21 protein-coding genes and 1 pseudogene are annotated in these 20,823 nt (G+C 55.8%); 13 read left to right on the plus strand and 9 right to left on the minus strand.

What is annotated here, in order from left to right; all coding sequences use genetic code 11:
- Nucleotides 1-4: 4 nt before the first annotated feature.
- Both ACGS9J_RS12025 and ACGS9J_RS12030 read right to left on the minus strand, forming a co-directional pair.
- Complete coding sequence (locus ACGS9J_RS12025) at nt 5-748, minus strand: DUF3658 domain-containing protein (RefSeq protein WP_442231136.1); 744 nt, start codon at nt 746-748, stop codon at nt 5-7.
- A 147-nt stretch (nt 749-895) separates the two neighbouring features.
- Nucleotides 896-1,105: a hypothetical protein gene (locus ACGS9J_RS12030; RefSeq protein ID WP_442231137.1), complete on the minus strand. Its 210-nt coding sequence runs from the start codon at nt 1,103-1,105 to the stop codon at nt 896-898.
- 173 nt (nt 1,106-1,278) lie between these two features.
- On the opposite strand from ACGS9J_RS12030, the gene ACGS9J_RS12035 reads away from it, so the two are divergent.
- Nucleotides 1,279-1,629: a GFA family protein gene (locus ACGS9J_RS12035; RefSeq protein WP_442231138.1), complete on the plus strand. Its 351-nt coding sequence runs from the start codon at nt 1,279-1,281 to the stop codon at nt 1,627-1,629.
- Nucleotides 1,630-1,656: 27 nt separating this feature from the next.
- Here the strand turns inward: ACGS9J_RS12035 and ACGS9J_RS12040 are convergent, their stop codons facing one another.
- The 3 genes from ACGS9J_RS12040 to ACGS9J_RS12050 form a co-directional block, all read right to left on the minus strand.
- Complete coding sequence (locus ACGS9J_RS12040; RefSeq protein ID WP_442231139.1) at nt 1,657-2,829, minus strand: Gfo/Idh/MocA family protein; 1,173 nt, start codon at nt 2,827-2,829, stop codon at nt 1,657-1,659.
- Nucleotides 2,830-2,843: 14 nt separating this feature from the next.
- Entirely contained in the window at nt 2,844-3,767 is a 924-nt protein-coding gene (locus ACGS9J_RS12045) for a TIM barrel protein (protein WP_442231140.1), read from the minus strand.
- Nucleotides 3,768-3,974: 207 nt separating this feature from the next.
- The gene (locus ACGS9J_RS12050) at nt 3,975-5,012 is read right to left on the minus strand and encodes a LacI family DNA-binding transcriptional regulator (protein WP_442231141.1); all 1,038 of its coding nucleotides are present in this window, start codon (nt 5,010-5,012) and stop codon (nt 3,975-3,977) included.
- 257 nt (nt 5,013-5,269) lie between these two features.
- Between ACGS9J_RS12050 and ACGS9J_RS12055 the strand changes: the two genes are divergently transcribed.
- From ACGS9J_RS12055 to ACGS9J_RS12065, 3 genes are all read left to right on the plus strand, one after another.
- Nucleotides 5,270-5,587, plus strand: coding sequence for a hypothetical protein (locus tag ACGS9J_RS12055; RefSeq protein WP_442231142.1), 318 nt, complete (start codon nt 5,270-5,272; stop codon nt 5,585-5,587).
- 236 nt (nt 5,588-5,823) lie between these two features.
- Nucleotides 5,824-6,945 carry an AI-2E family transporter gene (locus tag ACGS9J_RS12060; protein WP_442231143.1) on the plus strand — a complete coding sequence of 374 codons (1,122 nt, stop codon included), beginning with the start codon at nt 5,824-5,826 and terminating at the stop codon, nt 6,943-6,945.
- Between the two features lie 202 nt (nt 6,946-7,147).
- The gene (locus tag ACGS9J_RS12065) at nt 7,148-8,068 is read left to right on the plus strand and encodes a GNAT family N-acetyltransferase (RefSeq protein WP_442231144.1); all 921 of its coding nucleotides are present in this window, start codon (nt 7,148-7,150) and stop codon (nt 8,066-8,068) included.
- Between the two features lie 64 nt (nt 8,069-8,132).
- On the opposite strand, the gene icd is transcribed toward ACGS9J_RS12065, so the two are convergent.
- Nucleotides 8,133-9,386, minus strand: coding sequence for an NADP-dependent isocitrate dehydrogenase (icd, locus tag ACGS9J_RS12070; RefSeq protein ID WP_012006449.1), 1,254 nt, complete (start codon nt 9,384-9,386; stop codon nt 8,133-8,135).
- A gap of 132 nt (nt 9,387-9,518) precedes the next feature.
- On the opposite strand from icd, the gene rluE reads away from it, so the two are divergent.
- The 6 genes from rluE (at nt 9,519) to purB (ending at nt 14,179) form a co-directional block, all read left to right on the plus strand.
- Complete coding sequence (gene rluE / locus ACGS9J_RS12075; RefSeq protein WP_442231145.1) at nt 9,519-10,145, plus strand: 23S rRNA pseudouridine(2457) synthase RluE; 627 nt, start codon at nt 9,519-9,521, stop codon at nt 10,143-10,145.
- Between the two features lie 21 nt (nt 10,146-10,166).
- On the plus strand, nt 10,167-10,502 hold the full coding sequence (locus ACGS9J_RS12080; RefSeq protein ID WP_442231146.1) for a lysozyme inhibitor LprI family protein: 336 nt from the start codon (nt 10,167-10,169) through the stop codon (nt 10,500-10,502).
- A 9-nt stretch (nt 10,503-10,511) separates the two neighbouring features.
- On the plus strand, nt 10,512-10,958 hold the full coding sequence (locus ACGS9J_RS12085; protein ID WP_442231147.1) for an NUDIX hydrolase: 447 nt from the start codon (nt 10,512-10,514) through the stop codon (nt 10,956-10,958).
- A 95-nt stretch (nt 10,959-11,053) separates the two neighbouring features.
- Entirely contained in the window at nt 11,054-12,157 is a 1,104-nt protein-coding gene (mnmA, locus tag ACGS9J_RS12090; protein ID WP_442231148.1) for a tRNA 2-thiouridine(34) synthase MnmA, read from the plus strand.
- A gap of 2 nt (nt 12,158-12,159) precedes the next feature.
- Nucleotides 12,160-12,786 (plus strand): high frequency lysogenization protein HflD, encoded by a 627-nt coding sequence (gene hflD, locus ACGS9J_RS12095; protein ID WP_020826477.1) that lies wholly within the window; start codon nt 12,160-12,162, stop codon nt 12,784-12,786.
- 22 nt (nt 12,787-12,808) lie between these two features.
- A complete protein-coding gene (gene purB, locus ACGS9J_RS12100) occupies nt 12,809-14,179 on the plus strand; it encodes an adenylosuccinate lyase (protein ID WP_442231149.1) in 1,371 nt (456 codons plus the stop codon).
- A gap of 51 nt (nt 14,180-14,230) precedes the next feature.
- Here purB and ACGS9J_RS12105 read toward each other — a convergent pair whose 3' ends face one another.
- From ACGS9J_RS12105 to pdxR, 3 genes are all read right to left on the minus strand, one after another.
- Complete coding sequence (locus ACGS9J_RS12105) at nt 14,231-14,932, minus strand: GNAT family N-acetyltransferase (protein ID WP_442231150.1); 702 nt, start codon at nt 14,930-14,932, stop codon at nt 14,231-14,233.
- Between the two features lie 20 nt (nt 14,933-14,952).
- On the minus strand, nt 14,953-15,405 hold the full coding sequence (locus ACGS9J_RS12110; protein ID WP_442231151.1) for a GNAT family N-acetyltransferase: 453 nt from the start codon (nt 15,403-15,405) through the stop codon (nt 14,953-14,955).
- Nucleotides 15,406-15,596: 191 nt separating this feature from the next.
- Nucleotides 15,597-17,102, minus strand: coding sequence for a MocR-like pyridoxine biosynthesis transcription factor PdxR (pdxR, locus tag ACGS9J_RS12115; RefSeq protein ID WP_442231152.1), 1,506 nt, complete (start codon nt 17,100-17,102; stop codon nt 15,597-15,599).
- A 301-nt stretch (nt 17,103-17,403) separates the two neighbouring features.
- Here pdxR and ACGS9J_RS12120 point away from each other — a divergent pair, with 301 nt between their 5' ends.
- The 3 genes and pseudogenes from ACGS9J_RS12120 to ACGS9J_RS12130 form a co-directional block, all read left to right on the plus strand.
- Nucleotides 17,404-18,120, plus strand: coding sequence for a gluconate 2-dehydrogenase subunit 3 family protein (locus ACGS9J_RS12120; protein ID WP_442231153.1), 717 nt, complete (start codon nt 17,404-17,406; stop codon nt 18,118-18,120).
- Nucleotides 18,121-19,899 carry a GMC family oxidoreductase gene (locus ACGS9J_RS12125; RefSeq protein ID WP_442231154.1) on the plus strand — a complete coding sequence of 593 codons (1,779 nt, stop codon included), beginning with the start codon at nt 18,121-18,123 and terminating at the stop codon, nt 19,897-19,899.
- Between the two features lie 18 nt (nt 19,900-19,917).
- Nucleotides 19,918-20,751, plus strand: a pseudogene (locus ACGS9J_RS12130) (c-type cytochrome); the annotation flags it as partial.
- Nucleotides 20,752-20,823: the final 72 nt, after the last annotated feature.

The following is a 20,823-nucleotide window of genomic DNA, read 5'->3' on the forward strand; positions in this document are numbered from 1 at the left end:
AATTTTACGCCTGCCTGACCTGGATCCGGTTCATATTCAACCCAGCGGTCTGCGCCTGCACCACCCCTTGCTCAATCAAGGCGTACAACCTGAAATTCAAAAAGGTGTCGCCTACCGGATAAGGCGAATTCACCATCGCTTCGCCGATGACCCTGGAGCCCTGGGTGTAGTCGTTCGGGCAGGCATCCAGCAGCGGGCGGTCGTGAAAATCCAGCGCCTGCCCCTGCACGGCGTTTTCAGCGAAAATTCGCACCGGCGCGTTCTCCGTCAGCAAACGTTGCCAATCGGCAATCAGCGCGGCTTGCTCTTCCTGCGACAATTCACGCCGCAAGATCCACAGGGGTTCCAGCATTTCCGCCGGACACCAGTTGGTGGCCTCTCGCCCGGTGTGCGCGGTGACGTCGACCACGAAAACCCGGCGCTCGCCCAACAACGGCAGCAGCGCACGCAGCATCAGTTGTTCATCTGCGTTATCGCCAACCCACAGCGTCACCTGCCCGGTGACGGCAGCAAGCTGCGTTTTTAATTTCGCCATCCCTGCCGGCAGCGCTTCGGAGGTGTTCCACTCGGGAGCATGAACAGAATGATACAAATCGCGCAACCAGCGGGTTCGAACCTGCAGGCCCTGATCATCATCCAGCGCGTATAACGGCCCAAACGACAGGCTATCGGCGAAATCCAGTACATCTTCTCCCGGGTAGGCCAAGCGTACGCAGCCCCCCGACAGTGCGATATGCACATCCTTCATCAACGCTCTCCCACGCTATTCCTTAAGAAAATCCTGCGTCGAATTTTGCCAACTTTTGGCCGGTATCGCCAGGCAAACAATCTGAATTTGCCCGTTTGAACGATATAAAAAAACCGCCCTTGGGCGGTTGATGAGCCACACGGAGCGTTACTTGAGCGCTTCCTGGATAGCGTCGGCCATCGGGCCAATGTGCTTTTCAGCGGCCTTAAGCTGGAAGTCCACGCCGTTGCCGTCGTTGGTGTCGGACAGCGTAGCCTTGATCAGCTCCAGCGCCGCTTGCACCGCCACCAGCCTTTTATGCTGCTCGTCCGTGACCGGTTTGGAACTCAGGGTAGCCGGGTAATATTGCTCTAACATCGTTCTCTCCTTTTGATTACGCTAATAAGTAACTTAACAGAATTTAAAGTTTTATCTAAAGATAGCGAACCAGAGAGTCCCTACTGATATTAATGCGGTACCGCAATCAAACCAATATGGCGAATAAGTAAACTATAATTGGACGAAGTGAGATTCTCAGCAGGTAAACCATCATGCCATTCGAAGGAAGCTGCCACTGCGGCGCCGTCACCTTTAGGGTGAACGCCGATCTGCCCCATGAGGCCCTAAGCTGCAACTGTTCAATCTGCCGCCGCAAAGGCATGCTGTTGGCGTTCTTCCCGATCAACAGCTTTGTGCTGAACAGCGGTGAGGATGTGCTGCGCGGCTATACCTTTAACAAACACATTATTCAACACCAGTTCTGCCAAAAATGCGGCACTGAGGCCTTTGCTTACGGCAAAGGGCCGGACGGTGCCGCGATGTGTGCCATCAACCTGCGCTGTGTGCCTGAACTGGCGCTGGATTCATTGAAGATCCATCCGTTTGACGGTGCCAGCGCTTAAGCGGTAAAGGCCGGCACCGGGTTCACCTCAGCGGAATTCCACCCAGCCGGCACCGGCATCGGCGGAACGCACGCAGTTTTCTACCCAGCGCACTCCCATCGCCCCGGCATGCGCGTCGGGGTACCAAAAGTCGGCCAGAAACGCCGCGTCCCGCCGGTCGGTGGCGTCCATCGCCAGCGCAAAACGCCGGTAGAGATTCGACCAGGCTTCGAATAGCCCTTCGGCATGCCCGCCACCAATGCGATCGTCCGTCAACGCCATTGGGTCGAGATAGGACATGCCGCGTTCCAGAATACGCACCGGTTCGCCCTGCACTTCAAAGCGCAATTGGTTCGGCTGTTCGTCCCACCACTCCAGACTGGCCTTTTCGCCGACAATGCGCACCTTCTGGCCGTGCATTGAGCCGCTGTTGACCGCCGAACACCACATCGAACCGACCGCGCCGTTGTCGTACTCCATCAGCACGTAGGCGTTGTCTTCGAGCGGTGCACGGCTTTTGACAAAGCTCTGGCGGCTGCACATCAGCCGTTTGATCTTCAGCTGTGGCACCATGGTTTCCGCCAGGAATAGCGGATGAGTCGCCAAATCGCCCAATACATAGCTGGGGCCGACAAAACGCGGATCCACCCGCCAGCGCGTGCTGGGATTATCTTGCTCCACCGGCGCGGCATGGAACCCGTGGGAAAACTGCATGTTGATAATCCGTATCTCACCCAGTTGGCCCTCGGCAATCATCTGGCGGGCCTGAAGGATCAGTTGATGCCCGGAGTAGCCGTAGGTGACGCCGATAATTTTATGCTGTTTCTGGCTCAGTTCGACCAGTGTCTGCGCCTCTTCGGCGGTGAAACACAGCGGTTTTTCGCACACCACGTGCAGACCGGCTTCCAGCGCTGCCTGGCAGATAGCGAAATGGGTATTGTTTGGCGTGGCAATGGATACCGCCTCGATGCCGTCCGCGCGGGCGGCCTCTTCACGAAACAGCGTGGCGTAATCCGGGTAACAGCGTTCTGCCGCCACGCCCAGGCTTTGCCCGAAGCTGCGCCCGCGCGATGCGTCAATGTCGAACGCGCCGGCCAGCAGGGTGAAAGTGCCGTCGCGCAGTGCCGCAGAACGGTGAATATAGCCGATCTGGCTGGTACCGCCGCCGCCCACCATGCCCCAACGCAGGGAGCGCCCCAGAGGTTTAATACCGTTAATCATTTCGTTTCTCCTGATTAAAAACCGACGCTGCGTAAATAATTGAGGCTTTCCGTTACGTCGCGCAGGCTGCCCTGCACCTGACGCGGATCGCGTTCCTGCTCGATGGTGACCCAGCCCTGATAACCGCGCGCCGCCAATAACTCACGCACCGCCGGATAGTCGATCGCTCCCTGCCCCAGTGGGCACATCACCCCCTGGGCACAGGCGGTAAAGAAATCCAGCCCGTGCGCCAGCACATCACGCAATACCCGTGGGTTAACGTCCTTGAAATGCAGGTAATCAATGCGGGTGAAATAGCGCTCGAGCCAGGTGACCGGATCCATGCCGGAGTAATACAGGTGTCCGGTGTCCAGGCACAATCCGGCGGTTTGGTGTGGGATCTGGCTGGCCAACAGCTCGATTTCATCGGCGAATTCGATGCAGCCACCGGCATGCGGATGCACTACCGGCCGCACACCATATTCCCGCCAGGCAAGCTCGCTGAGGGTAATGATATGGTCGATCATCCGGTTCCAGTCGGCAGGCTCCAGCCGCGCTGCCTGCGAGGACTGCCCGGCGAACCTGGCCCGTTGCGGGTTGCCGAAGTCGATGATCACCAGATACGGCGGTGAAAAATGGCCTTCGCGCAGCGGCTGCGCCTTGGGGGCCTGCGATAAGTTGCGGCAGATGTTGTGGGTCAGCGTCAGGAGGTGCGCGAAGTTCTGCTCGCTGACCAGATCGTCAAAAAGGGTGCCTGCCACCAGCGACAGTTGGTGGTGTTGCAACACCTCGGTCAGGGTCGCGGCTTCGGTTGGCAGGTAGCCCCACGGCCCCAGCTCAATACTGTGATAGCCGGCGGTGCCGGCCTCCTGCAGCACTTTGGCGTAAGGCGGAAGATAAGGATTTTTGGGGTCATCCACTCCCCAACTGCAGGGAGCATTGGCAATCGGCAAGGTCATTTTTCGTTCCGTTTCGACGTGGGTGTGGCGTCAGTATCAAACAAAGGTTTCGAAACCGGCAATAATGAAACTTTCATTTTTTGATGGCGATCGCGTTAATTTTGATAGTTAAAATGATATTTTTCTATCAAATTCAGGCGGGCCGTAGCCTTAAAAGGAGCAGAGGATTTTGAGCGGGGAAATGGCTCCCGCGCAGGGAGCCGGCAATCAGATATTTTCTTTGGTGATCAGATCAAAACGGTTAATGGCGTGGATAAACCCCGAATGCTCACCGCCGGCGGCGCTGACAAAGGTGTCGATGATCGAGGCTGCGAACTCTTGGAGCCGGTGCCTCAACATCAGATCCAAGGTGCCGTCAATCAACGCCATTTCGCCCTCCTCAACCGGGCCATGGCCAATCAGCATCACCTCATGCTGCCTGCCGCTCTCGCGCAATGCAGCGATGATCCCCTCCACGCCGCCGCAGGGCGCATACAGGGCCACCAAATCAGGGTGCTGCTCCAGCAGGGTTTGGGTCACTTGTCTGGCGCTTTCGGCCTGTTCATGGCTGCGTAGCGGTTCAAGCACTCGCTGAGCGCTAAGATGTTCGCGCAGATAAGATCGGAAGCTGCTTTCACAGGTTTCCTGACACTGAAAGCGATTATCGCCGATGATCACCCCCACTTCGCCCTGCCGCCGACACAGACGCTCCACCGCCCAGGCGGCAGTGCGGCCGGCCTGTTGGTTATCCAACCCGATATACCCGGCGCGGCAGTGTACCGACAGATCCGACAGCAGCGTGAACACCTTTACGCCCTGCCGGGTCGCCTCTTCGACCGCATAGCGGATCATCGGGTTGTCCAGCGCCAGCACCCCAATAACGTCCACACTCTGGCTTAGCTGCGTGATGGCGGCGGCAGTGTCGCTGACGGCGCTGATATCATGAAAAATGAATTGGGGCGGACATTCGCGATCGTGGTAAGGCAAGGCCAGCTCCAGCAGGCTGTCTGCCAGCTGCGAGTAGAATGAATGCTCTTTTTGCAGCAGGATAAACCCCATTTTGAGCCGCACGGCAGGCTGCCTGGCGGCTTCAAACAGCCGGTGGGACTTTTCCAGCGCGAACCCCAGCTTTTGCGCTGCCGCGATGACTTTACGCTCCGTTTCCGGCCGCACCGCCGCGCGTTGGTTTATCACCCGATCAACCGTGGCGATACCGACATGCGCCTCTCTGGCGATCGCCGCCAGCGTGGTTTTTTTGCCTGCCATAATCATTCCCATCAGTATTTTGATAGAAACTATCATGGCAAACCGGTTGAAGGAAAGACGATGCTGGGGTTTGTGTGATCGGGCGCGTTAACCCGCTGGGCGGCAGCGGACCTCAGCGGTAGACGGAGAGTGTTACTCAGACTTCAATGATATTGATCATTATCGAAAACCCTGCCATGGGACCAAACAATAGCCAGGCGGATTGCAGTCATTATTGATAATCAATATCATATGCAACTTAGCGACAGGAGGTTGCCATGAAAATATATTGGTCAAGACGTCAAATCCCAGAACTGCAGACGCTCCCGCGTGCAGAGCGCAATCGTCATTATCGCGCCGCCTATTTTATGACCTATCGCCATTGGGAGGGGTGGGCAGGTTTGATGCTTTACATCGCCCTGATCTGGCTATTTATCCGTATCTCCTATCATTTTTACCCGCAAATCGAGGGAGATATTGGCCATTTTTTGCAAATTCTGCTCACCGTCTCTATCCCCGCCTTTATATGGAACCAGATTTCAATTTATCTGATGCGGAAATATTACCGGCACATCCTTATATACGGCACGCCATAGCCATTAAACTCGAAGTATGCCGTTGCGCCCCACTCTGCGGCCCGGATAACCTGACACAGTTTCACCGCACCTAAGGCCTCACAGAATGCCGCGTTATTAATAAGTTTTGTTAATTGTTCCCCTGTAAAATCCACTACCTGTTACAGGTTTGTGATGATAGTGTTTGTTCTTCAAGAAGTGTCAATGTCAGGCAATAGCGAGATTGGCAGGCAAAATCTATCATCAGAGGGACGGGTATGATGTCTACGGGTATTTCAAAGGGATTCTTTATTCTGATCCTTTTTATTGTTACCGCTGCTTTTCTGGACGTATTGGGGCCCTACTATTCGTCAGTGCTGTGGGCGATCATCCTGGCGGTGATTTTCCACCCTGTAAAACAAAAGCTTAAACAATATTTGGGTGAGCGAAACGGACTGGTTTCGCTGATAACGGTCGCCGTGATTTGCTTGATCGTGTTTACCCCGTTGGCAATCATCGCTTCGTCATTGGCGATGGAGCTGAACGTCGTTTACACCAAGCTGCAGACCAATAACACGCAGTTCCCGGTTATTGTGGCCGATACCCTGAAGTTACTCCCTGGCTGGGCGCGACATTTTCTGGCGGAGCATAATCTGGACAGCGCCGCAGAAATTCAGAAGCAGCTTTCCGAGCTGGCACTGAAAGGCGGCCAATATCTGGCCGGTAGCGTATTCCTGATTGGCAAAGGCACATTCAATTTCGCCGTTGGCTTTGGCGTCATGCTGTATCTGCTGTTCTTCCTGCTGAAAGATGGCCCTTACCTGGTCAATCTGACGCTCGAAGCCTTGCCGTTATCCGAGCATGTTAAGCATCACCTGTTTGTGAAGTTCGCTGCCGTTTCCCGCGCTACGGTGAAAGGCACGGTCGTGGTGGCGGTAGTGCAAGGTGCGCTCGGCGGCCTGGCGTTCTATTTCACCGGGATCGAAGGCAGCCTGCTGTGGGCCGCACTGATGGCATTCCTGTCCATCATCCCCGCCGTGGGTTCCGCCATTATCTGGGTGCCGGCAGCCATCTATTTCTTCGCCACCGGCATGCTGTGGAAAGGCCTGTTCCTGGTCGGTTTCTTTGTGGTGATCATCGGGTTGGTGGACAACATTCTTCGCCCGCTGTTGGTCGGCAAAGACACCAAAATGCCGGACTACCTGATTCTGATTTCAACCCTGGGTGGTATGGAAATTTACGGCATCAACGGCTTCGTGATCGGCCCCTTGATCGCCGCCTTGTTCATCGCCTGCTGGAATATTCTTTCCGGCCGTGACAGCAAGGAAACCACCGATGAGATCGATGAAGATTTTATCGAGGAAGGCAAGAACCATCCTGACGCCACCAAGGTGGATTAAGCATTAGTTCCCCTTGTCACCACAAGATTTAACCCTGCAATAAAAAACGAGGATCATCAGATTCTCGTTTTTTTTATCGATTCACACCCTCGACGAACGGCCCGATCGCGGCCTCTATCAAACCAGCGCACCATTAGCACTTCAAACTCTGTGGTTAATTAATTTATAATGTCTATTCTGATGTACAAAAACGAAAAATATTATGATTAAAAAATTAACAAATTTGGCCTCCGGTTGGAAGCCAGGCACAGCAGCCGAATATGGGAAGTGTTTTGATTTATATGGCGGGAATTTTGTCACTCATCCTGAAGTATTGGCGTTTCTGCATAGCAGACTCGATTGCCGCCCCCGTTACTTTATCAAGCAAAATAGTCATGGTAGTTTACTGGGGGCATTTTGCTCCTGGCGAAACAGCAATCTTGCCTGTGATGGCAAAACGGCGAAAGCGATAAAACTTGGTCATTATCAGTTTAATAAAGATGAAATCGCGCTGCCGTTTCATCCCAAACTTCGAACTGCGCTGCCCTTTAAAACCAAAATACTGTCCTCGTTAAATAGAAAAAACGTATTAAACGCAACCTATCGGTTAAATAGCCATCGCGCCATCTGCCTGGCAAAAGGATGCGGCAAGGAGGGTTTCTCTTCATCGACGAAAAACAGCAGAAAAAGAGAGCTGAACAAATTTATAAAAGCCGGCGGTGAAGTTTTCGACCAAAGCTGTTTCACTCCACAAGAGCTCATCACAATATACTTCGATCTGTTCGAAAAACGATGGGGGCATAGGCCAAGTCATTTTATTGAAACCGTTGATATGTTCACCTCCTTAAGATCATTTCACTTCGGCCATGTTTTATTCATCGCGGGTGAACCCTGCGCATTTCAGCTCATCACCAAAGCAGAAAGCCCTAAATGGATTAATTTCGATTATGTTAATGGCGGGTATGACCAGCGTCATGATGCGTTCTGCCCAGGAACCATCGTCACCTGGCTAAATGTAAAAACCGCGTATGAGTTGTGTGAGGCCGCAGGGAAAGCCATGCGTTATTCATTTGGCAAACCCACCGCGGGCTATAAAGATCGTTGGTGCTATCAAGATCCCCTCGGCCGGGTGTTATCTCTTTAAAAATACCCTCCATAAAAAACGGGAGCCCTGAGGCTCCCGTTCTGCTTCAAACGCTAAAACACCATTACATGTGTTTAACGATAGCGTCGCCAAACTCTGAACATTTCAGCAGTTTAGCGCCTTCCATCAGGCGTTCGAAGTCATAGGTCACGGTCTTGGCAGCGATAGCGCCTTCCATGCCTTTAACGATCAGGTCAGCCGCTTCGAACCAGCCCATGTGACGCAGCATCATTTCTGCCGACAGGATGATGGAACCTGGGTTCACTTTATCCTGGCCGGCATACTTAGGTGCAGTACCGTGGGTGGCTTCGAACAGCGCGCAATCGGAACCGATGTTGGCGCCAGGTGCGATACCGATACCGCCAACCTGTGCGGCCAGGGCGTCGGAGATGTAGTCACCGTTCAGGTTCATACAGGCGATCACGTCGTATTCAGCCGGACGCAGCAGGATTTGCTGCAGGAAGGCGTCGGCGATCACGTCTTTAACCACGATCTCTTTACCGGTGTTCGGGTTCTTGATTTTCAGCCATGGACCGCCGTCGATCAGTTCGCCGCCGAACTCTTCGCGCGCCAGTTCGTAGCCCCAATCCTTGAAGGCACCTTCGGTGAACTTCATGATGTTGCCTTTGTGAACCAGAGTCACAGAGTCACGGTCGTTGGTGATCGCGTATTCGATCGCCGCACGTACCAGACGCTTGGTCCCTTCTTCAGAGCATGGCTTCACGCCGATACCGCATTGCTCTGGGAAGCGAATTTTCTTCACGCCCATTTCGTCGCGCAGGAACTTGATCACTTTGTCTGCTTCGGCAGAACCGGCTTTCCATTCGATACCTGCATAGATGTCTTCGGCGTTTTCGCGGAAGATCACCATGTCGGTCAGCTCTGGCTGTTTAACCGGGCTTGGCGTGCCCTGGTAGTAACGCACCGGACGCAGACACACGTACAGGTCCAGTTGCTGGCGCAGGGCCACGTTCAGGGAGCGAATACCGCCACCGACCGGGGTAGTCAGCGGGCCTTTGATGGCAACGCGGTAGTCACGGATCAGATCCAGGGTTTCTTCCGGCAGCCACACGTCTTTCCCGTAAACGTGAGTGGATTTTTCGCCGGTGTAGATTTCCATCCAGGAGATTTTACGTTCGCCGTGGTAGGCTTTTTTCACTGCCGCATCAACCACGTGAATCATGGCAGGGGTAACGTCAACGCCAATACCGTCGCCTTCGATAAACGGAATGATCGGGTTATTCGGAACAACCAGTTTACCCTGGGCATCGACCGTAATCTTTTTACCTTCTGCCGGAACAACTACTTTGCTTTCCATCAACCTCTCCTTCAAGCGCAATTTTTGTTAATGCTTTGTAAGATGCGTGTAGATACTACTGGAATTTTCAGTCCGCGCCAATCCGAAACGGATTCGGTTATAATGCGCCTATCATCCGTAATCTCAACTGTTATGAAAAAATTCCCTGTTAAAAATCACAAAGTTAAACGATTCAGCAAGCCTGTGTCCGCCAAACCCGCTGTAGCACAGGGGCCGCGTCGCGTGGTGTTATTCAATAAGCCGTTCGATGTGCTCCCGCAATTTACCGATGAAGCCGGCCGCACCACGCTGAAAGAATTCATTCCGTTTCCTGATGTTTACGCCGCCGGGCGTCTGGATCGCGACAGCGAAGGATTATTGGTGCTAACCAATGACGGCAAGCTGCAGGCGCAGCTTACCCAACCGGGCAAAGGTACCGGCAAAGTCTATTACGTGCAGATTGAAGGCGCGCCGCAGGAAAGCGATCTGGCTCCCTTGCGTAGCGGCGTTACGCTCAAAGACGGGCCGACGCTGCCGGCCGGGGTGGAGTTGGTCGCGGAACCACAATGGCTGTGGCCGCGCAATCCGCCGATCCGCGAACGCAAGTCGATCCCCACGGCCTGGTTGAAAATCACCCTGTATGAGGGCCGAAACCGCCAGGTGCGTCGCATGACTGCGCATATCGGCTTTCCTACTCTGCGACTGATTCGCTACAGTATGGGTAATATTTCATTGGGTGAATTGCAGCCCGGTGAATGGAAAACCCTGGATTCACTGTAATCAGCCCGTGGAGCAGCAACGATGAAAACATTAACCGCGCTACTGTTCACCACCCTATTTTCGGCCTCTGTCGCCCAGGCTGCCAGTTTTGACTGCGCCAAAGCCGCCGGGGCCGACGAAAAAGCCATCTGCGCCAGCCGCACGCTGAGCGACAAAGACGTGGAAATGGCCACCAAATATCAGTTCCTGCATGGCCTGTTCGCCATGGGCGCTCGCGGAGAGATGCAAGACCAGCAGCAACGCTGGCTCTCGCAGCGCAAACTGTGCGGCAGCGACGTCAGCTGTCTGGCGGGCAGCTACCAAACCCGTATCGCCGAGCTGGATGATATTTATCAGCATATAAACAAGCCGCTGTAAGGGACTTTTATGTTTAAACCGCACGTCACCGTAGCCTGCGTGGTTCATGCCGCCGGCAAGTTTTTGATCGTCGAAGAGACGATTAATCATAAGGCGCTCTGGAATCAGCCGGCCGGCCACCTCGAGGCCGATGAAACCCTGGTGCAGGCCGCCGAACGCGAGCTGTGGGAAGAAACCGGTATCCGCGCCACGCCGCAGTCGTTCCTCAAACTGCATCAATGGATCGCGCCGGACAACACGCCTTTCCTGCGTTTTTGCTTTGTCATCGAGCTGGAACAGCCACTGCCGACCGAGCCGCACGACAGCGATATCGACCGCTGCCTGTGGTTAAGCGCCGACGAGATTTTGCAGGCCCCTAACCTGCGTTCCGCGCTGGTCGCCGAAAGCCTTCGCTGTTACCAGCAGCCGGAGCGTTATCCGCTGTCGCTGGTCGGCAGCTTTAACTGGCCGTTTTGAGATGAATAAGTGCCGTGCGCCGGGGCGGGCAACGTGGTAAAATCCTGCGCTTGTTTTTTATCAGCACGGTTCGTGTTCAAGTTCGTGAGATCCCCATGTCAGACAACAGCCAGAAAAAAGTAATCGTCGGTATGTCCGGCGGCGTCGACTCTTCCGTTACTGCCTATCTGTTACAGCAACAGGGCTATCAGGTCGCTGGGCTGTTTATGAAGAACTGGGAAGAGGACGATGATGAAGAGTACTGCTCCGCAGCGACCGATTTGGCCGATGCGCAAGCGGTATGCGACAAACTCGGCATCGAACTGCATACGGTGAACTTCGCGGCAGAGTACTGGGACAACGTCTTTGAACTGTTCCTGGAAGAGTACAAGGCCGGCCGCACGCCGAACCCGGACATCCTGTGCAATAAAGAAATCAAATTCAAAGCCTTCCTGGAATTCGCCGCAGAAGATCTGGGGGCTGACTTTATCGCCACCGGCCACTACGTACGTCGCCAGGACGTTGACGGCAAAAGCCGTCTGCTGCGCGGTGTCGACGGCAACAAAGACCAGAGCTATTTCCTCTACACCCTGAGCCACGAGCAGGTCGCGCAAAGCCTGTTCCCGGTCGGTGAGCTGGAAAAACCGGAGGTGCGCCGCATCGCCGAACAGCTTGATCTGGTCACCGCCAAGAAGAAAGACTCCACCGGCATCTGCTTTATCGGCGAGCGCAAATTCCGCGATTTCCTCGGCCGCTACCTGCCTGCACAGCCGGGCCCGATTGTCAGCGTCGACGGTCAGACCGTCGGTGAGCATCAGGGCCTGATGTACCACACCCTCGGTCAGCGTAAAGGGCTGGGCATCGGTGGCATGAAGGACAGCAGTGAAGATCCGTGGTACGTGGTGGACAAAGACGTCGCCAACAACGTGCTGGTGGTCGCCCAGGGGCATGAGCATCCACGTCTGATGTCCGTCGGCCTGGTAGCGCAGCAGTTGCATTGGGTCGATCGCCTGCCGCTGAGCGGCCCGTTCCGCTGTACGGTGAAAACCCGTTATCGCCAGCAGGACATTCCGTGCACCGTTACCCCGCTTGATGAACAGCGTATTGAAGTGCGTTTCGACGAGCCGGTTGCCGCCGTGACCCCAGGCCAGTCAGCCGTGTTCTATCAGGATGAAATCTGCCTCGGCGGCGGCATTATCGAACAGCGTTTACAGGAGTAATCGTGGCGAAGAACTATTATGACATTACGCTGGCCATGGCCGGAATCAGCCAGGCAGCGCTTATGGTCCAACAGTTGGCGCACGAAGGCCAATGCGATCGCGAAGCTTTCCATACCTCGCTGAACAGCCTGCTGCAGATGGATCCTTCTTCCACGCTGGCGGTGTTCGGCGGGGAAGAACGCAATCTGAAAGTGGGCCTCGAGACGCTGATGAGCGTGCTCAATGCCAACAATAAAGGGTTGGGCGCCGAGCTGACCCGCTACACCATCAGCCTGATGGTGCTGGAGCGCAAGCTCAACGCCAATAAACAGGCGATGAACCAGCTTGGCGAACGTCTCGGCCAGCTTGAACGCCAATTGGCGCATTTTGATCTGGAATCGGACACTATTATCAGCGCGCTGGCCGGCATTTATGTCGACGTGGTCAGCCCGCTCGGGCCGCGCATCCAGGTGACCGGCTCGCCGGCCATCCTGCAGAATCCGCAGGTGCAGGCCAAGGTTCGCGCCACTCTGCTGGCCGGCATCCGTGCCGCCGTACTGTGGCAACAGGTTGGCGGCAGCCGCCTGCAGTTAATGTTTTCCCGTAATCGTCTGTTCAAACAGGCGCAAAATATCGTTGCTCATTGTTAATAGATCCCAGGAGTTGCTACCGATGGAATTATCCTCACTGACCGCCGTCTCACCCGTTGATGGACGCTACGGTGATAAAGTCAGCGCACTGCGCGCCATTTTCAGCGAATACGGTCTGCTGAAATTCCGCGTGCAGGTTGAAGTACGTTGGCTGCAAAAACTGGCCGCCTGCGCAGAAATCAAAGAAGTTCCGGCTTTTGACGCCGACGCAAACGCTTTCCTCGACAAAATCGTCGCAGAATTCAGCGAAGAAGACGCGCAGCGTATCAAGACTATCGAACGCACCACCAACCACGACGTGAAAGCGGTTGAGTATTTCCTGAAAGAGAAAGTGGAAGCGATCCCTGCCCTGCAGGCGGTGTCCGAGTTTATCCACTTTGCCTGTACCTCAGAAGACATCAACAACCTGTCGCACGCGCTGATGCTGCAAACTGCGCGTCAGGACGTGGTGCTGCCGTACTGGCGCAAAATCATCGATTCTATCAAGGGCCTGGCGCTGGAATACCGTGATATTCCGCTGCTGTCCCGTACCCACGGTCAGCCGGCAACTCCGTCAACCGTCGGTAAAGAATTCGCCAACGTGGCTTACCGCATGGAACGTCAGTTCCGTCAGCTTGAGCGCGTGGAAATCATGGGCAAAATCAACGGTGCGGTCGGTAACTATAACGCCCACATCGTGGCTTACCCGGAAGTGGACTGGCATGTGTTCAGCGAAGACTTCGTGACTTCGCTGGGGATCACCTGGAACCCGTACACCACCCAAATCGAACCGCACGACTATATTGCCGAGCTGTTTGACTGCGTGGCGCGTTTCAACACCATTCTGATCGACTTTGACCGTGATATCTGGGGTTACATCGCCCTGAATCATTTCAAGCAGAAGACCATCGCCGGTGAAATCGGTTCTTCCACCATGCCGCACAAGGTTAACCCGATCGACTTCGAGAACTCCGAAGGCAACCTGGGCCTGTCTAATGCGGTGCTGGGCCATCTGGCCAGCAAACTGCCGGTTTCCCGCTGGCAGCGCGACCTGACCGACTCCACCGTGCTGCGTAACCTGGGCGTGGGCCTGGGCTATGCGTTGATCGCCTATCAGGCGACCATGAAAGGCATCAGCAAGCTGGAAGTGAACCAGGCACACCTGCTGGACGAACTGGATCACAACTGGGAAGTGTTGGCCGAGCCAATCCAGACCGTGATGCGTCGCTACGGCATCGAAAAGCCGTATGAAAAGCTGAAAGAGCTGACCCGTGGCAAACGCGTGGATGCTGCCGGCATGCAGGCGTTTATCGATGGTCTGGCGCTGCCGGAAGAAGAGAAAACCCGCCTGAAAGCCATGACCCCGGCGAACTACATTGGTCGCGCGGCGACCATGGTCGATGAGCTGAAGTAACCGCTTTGCTCCGATAGTAAAGAGGCGGCCAGTTGGCCGCCTCTTTTATTTCTATTCCATCCCCTCTTGCAGGCGTTTTATCTGCTGCCCTTGCGCAGTGAAATTGTCGGGGCTCAACCACCGCTCGAACCCGGCCTTGATTGCCGGCCAACGATCGGCGGTGATGGCAAACCAATCGGTGTCCCGGCTGCGACCCTTGGTGACCACCGCATATCTGAACGTGCCCTCGTGCCGGAAGCCAAACCTCGCGGCCGCCTGTTTGGAAGGGGCGTTATGGCTGTCACACTTCCATTCACAGCGGCGATAACCCAAATCCTCAAACAGGTGCCGCAGCATCAGATAAATCGCCTCAGTGGCGCTGGAGCGCTGTTTCATTGCCGGTGACCAACTGACGTGGCCAATCTCCGCCACCCCACTGCCTTCGTCGATACGCATATAGGCCACCGTCCCGACCGGCGTCTGGCTGGTCGCGTCAAATACCGTCAGGTTCGCCAGCGTAGCGTTCGCCTGCAAGCTGGTCAGGTGCTGCAACATCGCCGCCGGGCTGTCCGGCCGCTCTATCGATAAATACGTCCAATCCCGGCCATCCGCAGCCTGCTGGAACGCGCTGAACAAAGCCGCATGATCACGCTGCGGATCGAGCTGTTTCAGGCAGCAAAAGCGTCCGTTAAGCGTCTCGCCCGCCGGGCGTTTCGCCGCCCGCCAATCGGGTAATGGCTCGCCCACCGGCTGCCCAAATTGATTGATCACCATAAATCTCCTCGCCGCCTGCGTTAACGGGTGTAAACGATAAACGAACTTCTGTGGCCTATTTTGTCGTACAGCGATCGCGCCGGGGCGTTGTATTCCTGCGTCATCCAATAAACTCTGTCACTGCCCTTTTCATTTGCTAACTGATAGGCCTGTTCGAAGAGCTTTTCGGACACTTTCTTGCCGCGAGCCGCCGGTGAAACGTAAAGATCTTCAATATAACAATAACCGGTGGAGCTCCAGGTGGAAGGATGAAAAATCAGGTTCATCAATCCCAGCAGCTTGCCGTTTTGATCTTCCGCCACCAGACCATAGACCTGGGGGTCTTCGCATAAGCGTTCGAAGGTATGATCGGTAACCTGCGCCGAAATATCCGCACGATAAAAGTGAAGATATCCCTGCCACAGTTCCAGCCACTGCGGTTTATCCCCGTTTTGTATTTTGCGTACCACGGCTTCATGACTTATTGGGAGCATAGTGCCTCTCTGATATTAAGATGTTGTCCCCGCCGCCTTTCGAGCCGTCGCAATAGTGGCGACAACCTAAGGTTCCCGGGGGATTTTCTGAGGAAAAATAACGTAATACCAGCAGGATACCCCCAGCATCGCGAACTGAATACAGACCAATTAATAACAGTGAGCAGACCAATTTGGGTGTAGAACCGCCGCTACGCCGGGGCCGGCAGCGCGCTGAAAATAGACGATAACTTTTTGATGAATTTGACTATCTCGTCCGGGGTGTAGGCGGCAAAGCCGAATACCAGCGCCCCTTCGGTGGGCTGCCCGGTATAAAAATCTATCAATCCATAAACCTTCATGCCTTGCGCGGCGGCGGCCTGGAGCAAACGCCGTTCGGTTGCCGCATCCGCCAACGGGCAAACCAGTTGCAGCCCACCCTGCGGCAAGCGCGGTTGAGTCCAGGCGGACAGATATTGATGAACCGCCGCATGCAAAATCTCAAGCCGGGCCTGATAGGTTTTACGCATGTGCCTTAAATGCTCGGTGTGAAAATCGCCGTTTATAAATTTGAATAACGTCATTTGCGGCAGCGCGGAAGTATAGCCATCCTGGAATTGTTTGGCGGCCACCATGGGTTTTATCAACGGCGGGGGGACGATCATAAAACCGATACGCAACCCCGGAAATAAAGTCTTGCTGAAGGTCCCGATATATAAGGTGCGTTGGTGTTGATCCAGCCCCTGTAGCGACGCCCGGGTCAGGCCGTCGTAATTGAATTCGGAATCGTAATCATCTTCAATGATCCAGGCTTTTTCGCGTTGCGCCCAGGCCAATAACTTCAATCTTCTGTCGATACTGAGTGAATGCCCCAAGGGGTAGTGATGGGATGGCGTGATGTAAACGCCCCGTCCGCCCTTTCCCGCCTGAATCAATGCATCAATATCCATACCGGATTGATCCACCGCCATCGGCTCGGCGATTAACCCTGCCGACTGAACCAGTTTTTTTGCGCCCTGATACCCCGGTTCTTCAACAAACACCCGGTCACCGGGATTAAACAACAACTGCGTACACAGCGATAACGCCTGCTGGGAACTGGTCACCACGATCACCTGCTCCGCGCTGGCTTTTACGCCCCTTTCGCGCCGCAAATATTCAATGATCTCCTCCCTGAGCTCCACCAGCCCCTGCGGATCGGCATAGCCCAACAGGCGCTCGGCGCCCTGCCGCACCGCCTGCCTTTCCAATTGCAGCCAGCTATCGATAGGGAACAGGCGCAAATCGGGCAGCGAAGGGGTAAGTGACTCGTTGCGGTCGGTATGGGGAGCATGGGCGGCAATCAGCAAATCGCGGCCGCGCACACTCAATTCCTGTTCCGCCAGTTGGCCGCTTTCGGCCGACTCCGCCGCCAGCAGCTCACGGCCTATCAGGGTATTTTGCTGATAGCTGACAAAGCTGCCACGCCCTACCGCGCGGGCAATGTAACCTTCCGCCTCCAGTTGGGCATAAGTCAGTTCAACCGTGTCGCGCGACACCGTCAGCCGGGCGGCCAGTACCCGGCTGGGCGGCAGTTTCGCCAGATAATCCAGCGCTCCCGTCGTCACCAATTGCTTGATCGTCAGATGCAGCGCGGCTTTACGCGTCATTCCTGGTCGCAAATGCCGACTAAAGGTTGCCTGAATAGCATCCGCTCGGCTGTCGTTACTGTGCTTCATGGTGCTCCAGATCAGAGATCGGTCGCGTCAGGTCACCCGAGGGCACACCTGTGGCGAGCATGTTGATAAATTGATCTAAATCAACTTAATTGTGAACAAAATGTTTTGAAACAGATCATCGATTGTTTCATTCAGTTCGCCGGTCCTACACTGAAACAACCATACCAGTAGCTTGCTATTTATGTGGTTGTTTACTTTTTGTTTAACCCATCCCCGCCTGTTTACCGCTGCTGGACAGCCGCGGCGTAGACCTCTGTGGCCTGCGCAGGCATTTATTGTGAAGCATGTTCAAGGTGGAATTATGTCACAACAGCACGACGCTACGCCGCCCCGGCGTAACTTTCTAAAAAAGACTCTGGCGTTAATCCCGCTGGCCGCCGCCGGCAGCAGCATTATGGCGCTGGACGCCAAAGCAGCACCCGCCCCCGGCGTATCCGATCACTATGTTCCGGTCTATTTCAACGGCGACGAGTGGCGTTTTTTGCTGGCGGCCTGCGATCGGCTGATCCCCACGGATAATAACGGCCCCGGCGCGGTCGATCAGGGCGTGCCGATATTTATCGATCGGCAAATGGAAACGCCCTATGGCCACGGCGGGTTGTGGTATATGCACCCGCCGTTCGTTCCTTCGCCGCCGGAACTGGGCTATCAATCCAAGCTCACACCGCGTGAGACTTACCGTATCGGCATTCGCGCAGTCAATGCGCACTGTCGGCAGCAGTTTCAAAAGGTGTTTGCCGAACTCAGCCACGCCGAGCAGGAACAGCTGCTGACGGCGCTGGAGCACGGCCAGATAGACAGTGAAGCCCTGCCCGGCAAAGCGTTTTTCGACCAGCTGTTAACCAACACCAAAGAGGGCTATCTGGCCGATCCGGTGCATGGCGGCAACCAGACGTTGGCGTCCTGGAAGCTGATTGGTTTCCCCGGCGCGCGGGCGGATTACACCGACTGGGTCAATCGTCCCAATCAGCCCTATCCTCTCGGCCCGGTCAGTATTTCAAGCAAAAGGAATGCCTAAATGAGCGCAATTAAAAAACCACCGGTAGACGTGGTTATCGTCGGGTTTGGCTGGACCGGCGCCATAATGGGGATGGAGTTGACCGAAAGCGGCCTGAGCGTGCTGGCGCTGGAGCGAGGTGAGCAGCGCGAGACCTACCCGGATTTCGCCTATCCGCGCATTGCCGACGAACTGACCTATGGCATTCGCCTGAAACTGGCGCAGGAAATGGCGCACGAGACGGTCACGGTACGCCACACTCCGGCAGATTTTGCCGTGCCTTACCGCCAGTTGGGTTCATTTCTGCCGGGCAACGGCGTCGGCGGGGCCGGGGTGCACTGGAACGGTATGCATTGGCGCGCGTTGCCATCCGACTTAAAGCTGCACACCACCCTCAATGAAAAGTACGGTGCCAAATGGATCCCGGAAGGCATGACGCTGCAGGATTATCCGCTGAGCTATCAGGAGCTGGAGCCTTATTTCGACAAGTTCGAAAAGGTGTGCGGTACCTCCGGGCGAGCCGGCAACCTGCAAGGGAATATCATCAAGGGCGGCAATCCGTTTGAAGGGCCGCGCGCCAGCGAATACCCGACACCGGCGCTGAAACAGCTCTATTCCGGCTCGCTGTTCGGCACCGCCGCGGAGTCGCTGGGCTACCACCCGTTCGCCATTCCCGCCGCCAACTGCTCCGAGCCCTACACCAACCCTTACGGCGTGCAGCTCGGCCCCTGCAACTTTTGCGGTTACTGCGAACGCTTCGGCTGCTTTATGTATTCCAAAGCCTCGCCGCAAACCACCATTTTGCCGGTGCTGACCAAACGTAAAAACTTTGAGCTGCGCACCCAGTCGCAGGTGATCAAAGTGAATCTGGACAGCACGGGCAAGAAAGCCACCGGCGTCACCTATATCAACGCACAGGGACAGGAAGTGGAGCAACCGGCCGATCTGGTGATCCTCAGCGCCTTCCAGTTGCATAACGTTCGGCTGCTGCTGCTGTCCGGCATCGGCAAACCTTACAATCCGGTTACCGGGGAAGGCGTGGTCGGCAAGAACTACGCCTATCAGATGAACAGCGGCGTGTCGCTGTTTTACGACCAGAATACCCACTTCAACCCGTTTATCGGCGCAGGGGCGGCCGGCACGGTGATCGACGATCTCAACGGCGAGAATTTCGACCATGCCGATTTGGGCTTTATCGGCGGTGCCTATATCTCCGCCACCCGCACCGGCGGCCGGCCAATCCAGCAAATGACGCTGCCGCCGGGGACCCCGACCTGGGGCGGTGGCTGGAAACAGGGTATCAAGGATAACTACCCGCACTCGATGAGCATCGGCTCCGAAGGTTCGGTAATGCCCTACCGCGATTGCTATCTGGATCTGGATCCCACCTACAAGGACGGCTACGGCCTGCCGCTGCTGCGCATGACCTTTGACTGGAAAGACAACGAAATCAAAATGACCCAGCACATCACCAGCAAAATGGTGAATATCGCCAATGCCATGAACCCCAAACAGATAGCGGTATCGGTGAAAAAAACCGGCGATCATTACGATGTGCGTCCCTACCAGTCAACCCACACCACCGGCGGTGCCATTACCGGCGACAACCCGGCCACCAGCGTGGTGAATAAATACCTGCAGTGTTGGGACGTGCCAAACGTCTTCGTCACCGGTGCCTGCGCCTTTCCGCAGAACCTGGCCTACAACCCCACCGGCATTGTCGGGGCGTTGGCCTACTATTCGGCCGAAGCGATCCGCACGCAGTATTTGAAAAACCCCGGCCCCCTGGTTCAGGCCTGATAGCATAAGGAGCTTCACATGAAAGGATTTACCCCCTCGCTGCTGGCGCTGTTGATGCTGGGCACCGCGACGGTGCAGGCGGCCGATGATCCGCAATTGGCCGCCCGGCTCCTGCACGGGGAGTATCTGGCGCGCGCCGGTGACTGCGCCGCCTGCCACACCGCCCCAGGCGGTGCACCCTTTGCCGGTGGTCTGAAAATGACCACGCCGGTGGGAGCCATCTACTCCACCAACATCACCCCGGACAAACAAACCGGTATCGGTGAATACAGCCAGCAGGAGTTCAGTGACGCATTGCGCAAAGGCGTCGCGCGGGATGGCACCCGACTCTACCCGGCGATGCCCTATCCCTCTTTCGCCAAAATCAACGATCAGGACGTGCGCGATCTTTATCTGTATTTCACCCATCAGGTTGATCCCGTGGTTCAGCAGAACAAGGACAGCGATATTCCCTGGCCGCTGAACATGCGTTGGCCGCTGGCGATGTGGGATTTGGCGTTCCGTGAAGACGGCGCGTATCAGCCGGATGCCACACAGAGCAGCGAATGGAACCGCGGTGCCTATCTGGTTCAGGGGTTAGGCCACTGCGGCACCTGTCATACGCCACGCGGCATCGGTTTCCAGGAGAAGGCGCTGAACCAGAGCGACAGCGCCTACCTGAGCGGCGGCACGCTGGAAGGCTGGCATGCCGCCAACCTGCGGGCGGATGCGGTGAGCGGTTTGGGCGGCTGGAGCGCGGAAGATATCACCCGCTTCCTCAAGACCGGCCACAACAACCGGTTTGCCGCTTTCGGTTCGATGGTCGACGTGGTTCAGGACAGCACGCAATACCTGAACGATGCCGATCTGCGCCCCTCACTTCTCATATCCGGCGGCCGCAGTTGCGCCGCCGCATGAAATCCCCTTAAATAGGCTATCGCATTG

The organism is Serratia quinivorans, from assembly GCF_052113645.1.
GTDB lineage: Bacteria > Pseudomonadota > Gammaproteobacteria > Enterobacterales > Enterobacteriaceae > Serratia > Serratia quinivorans_B.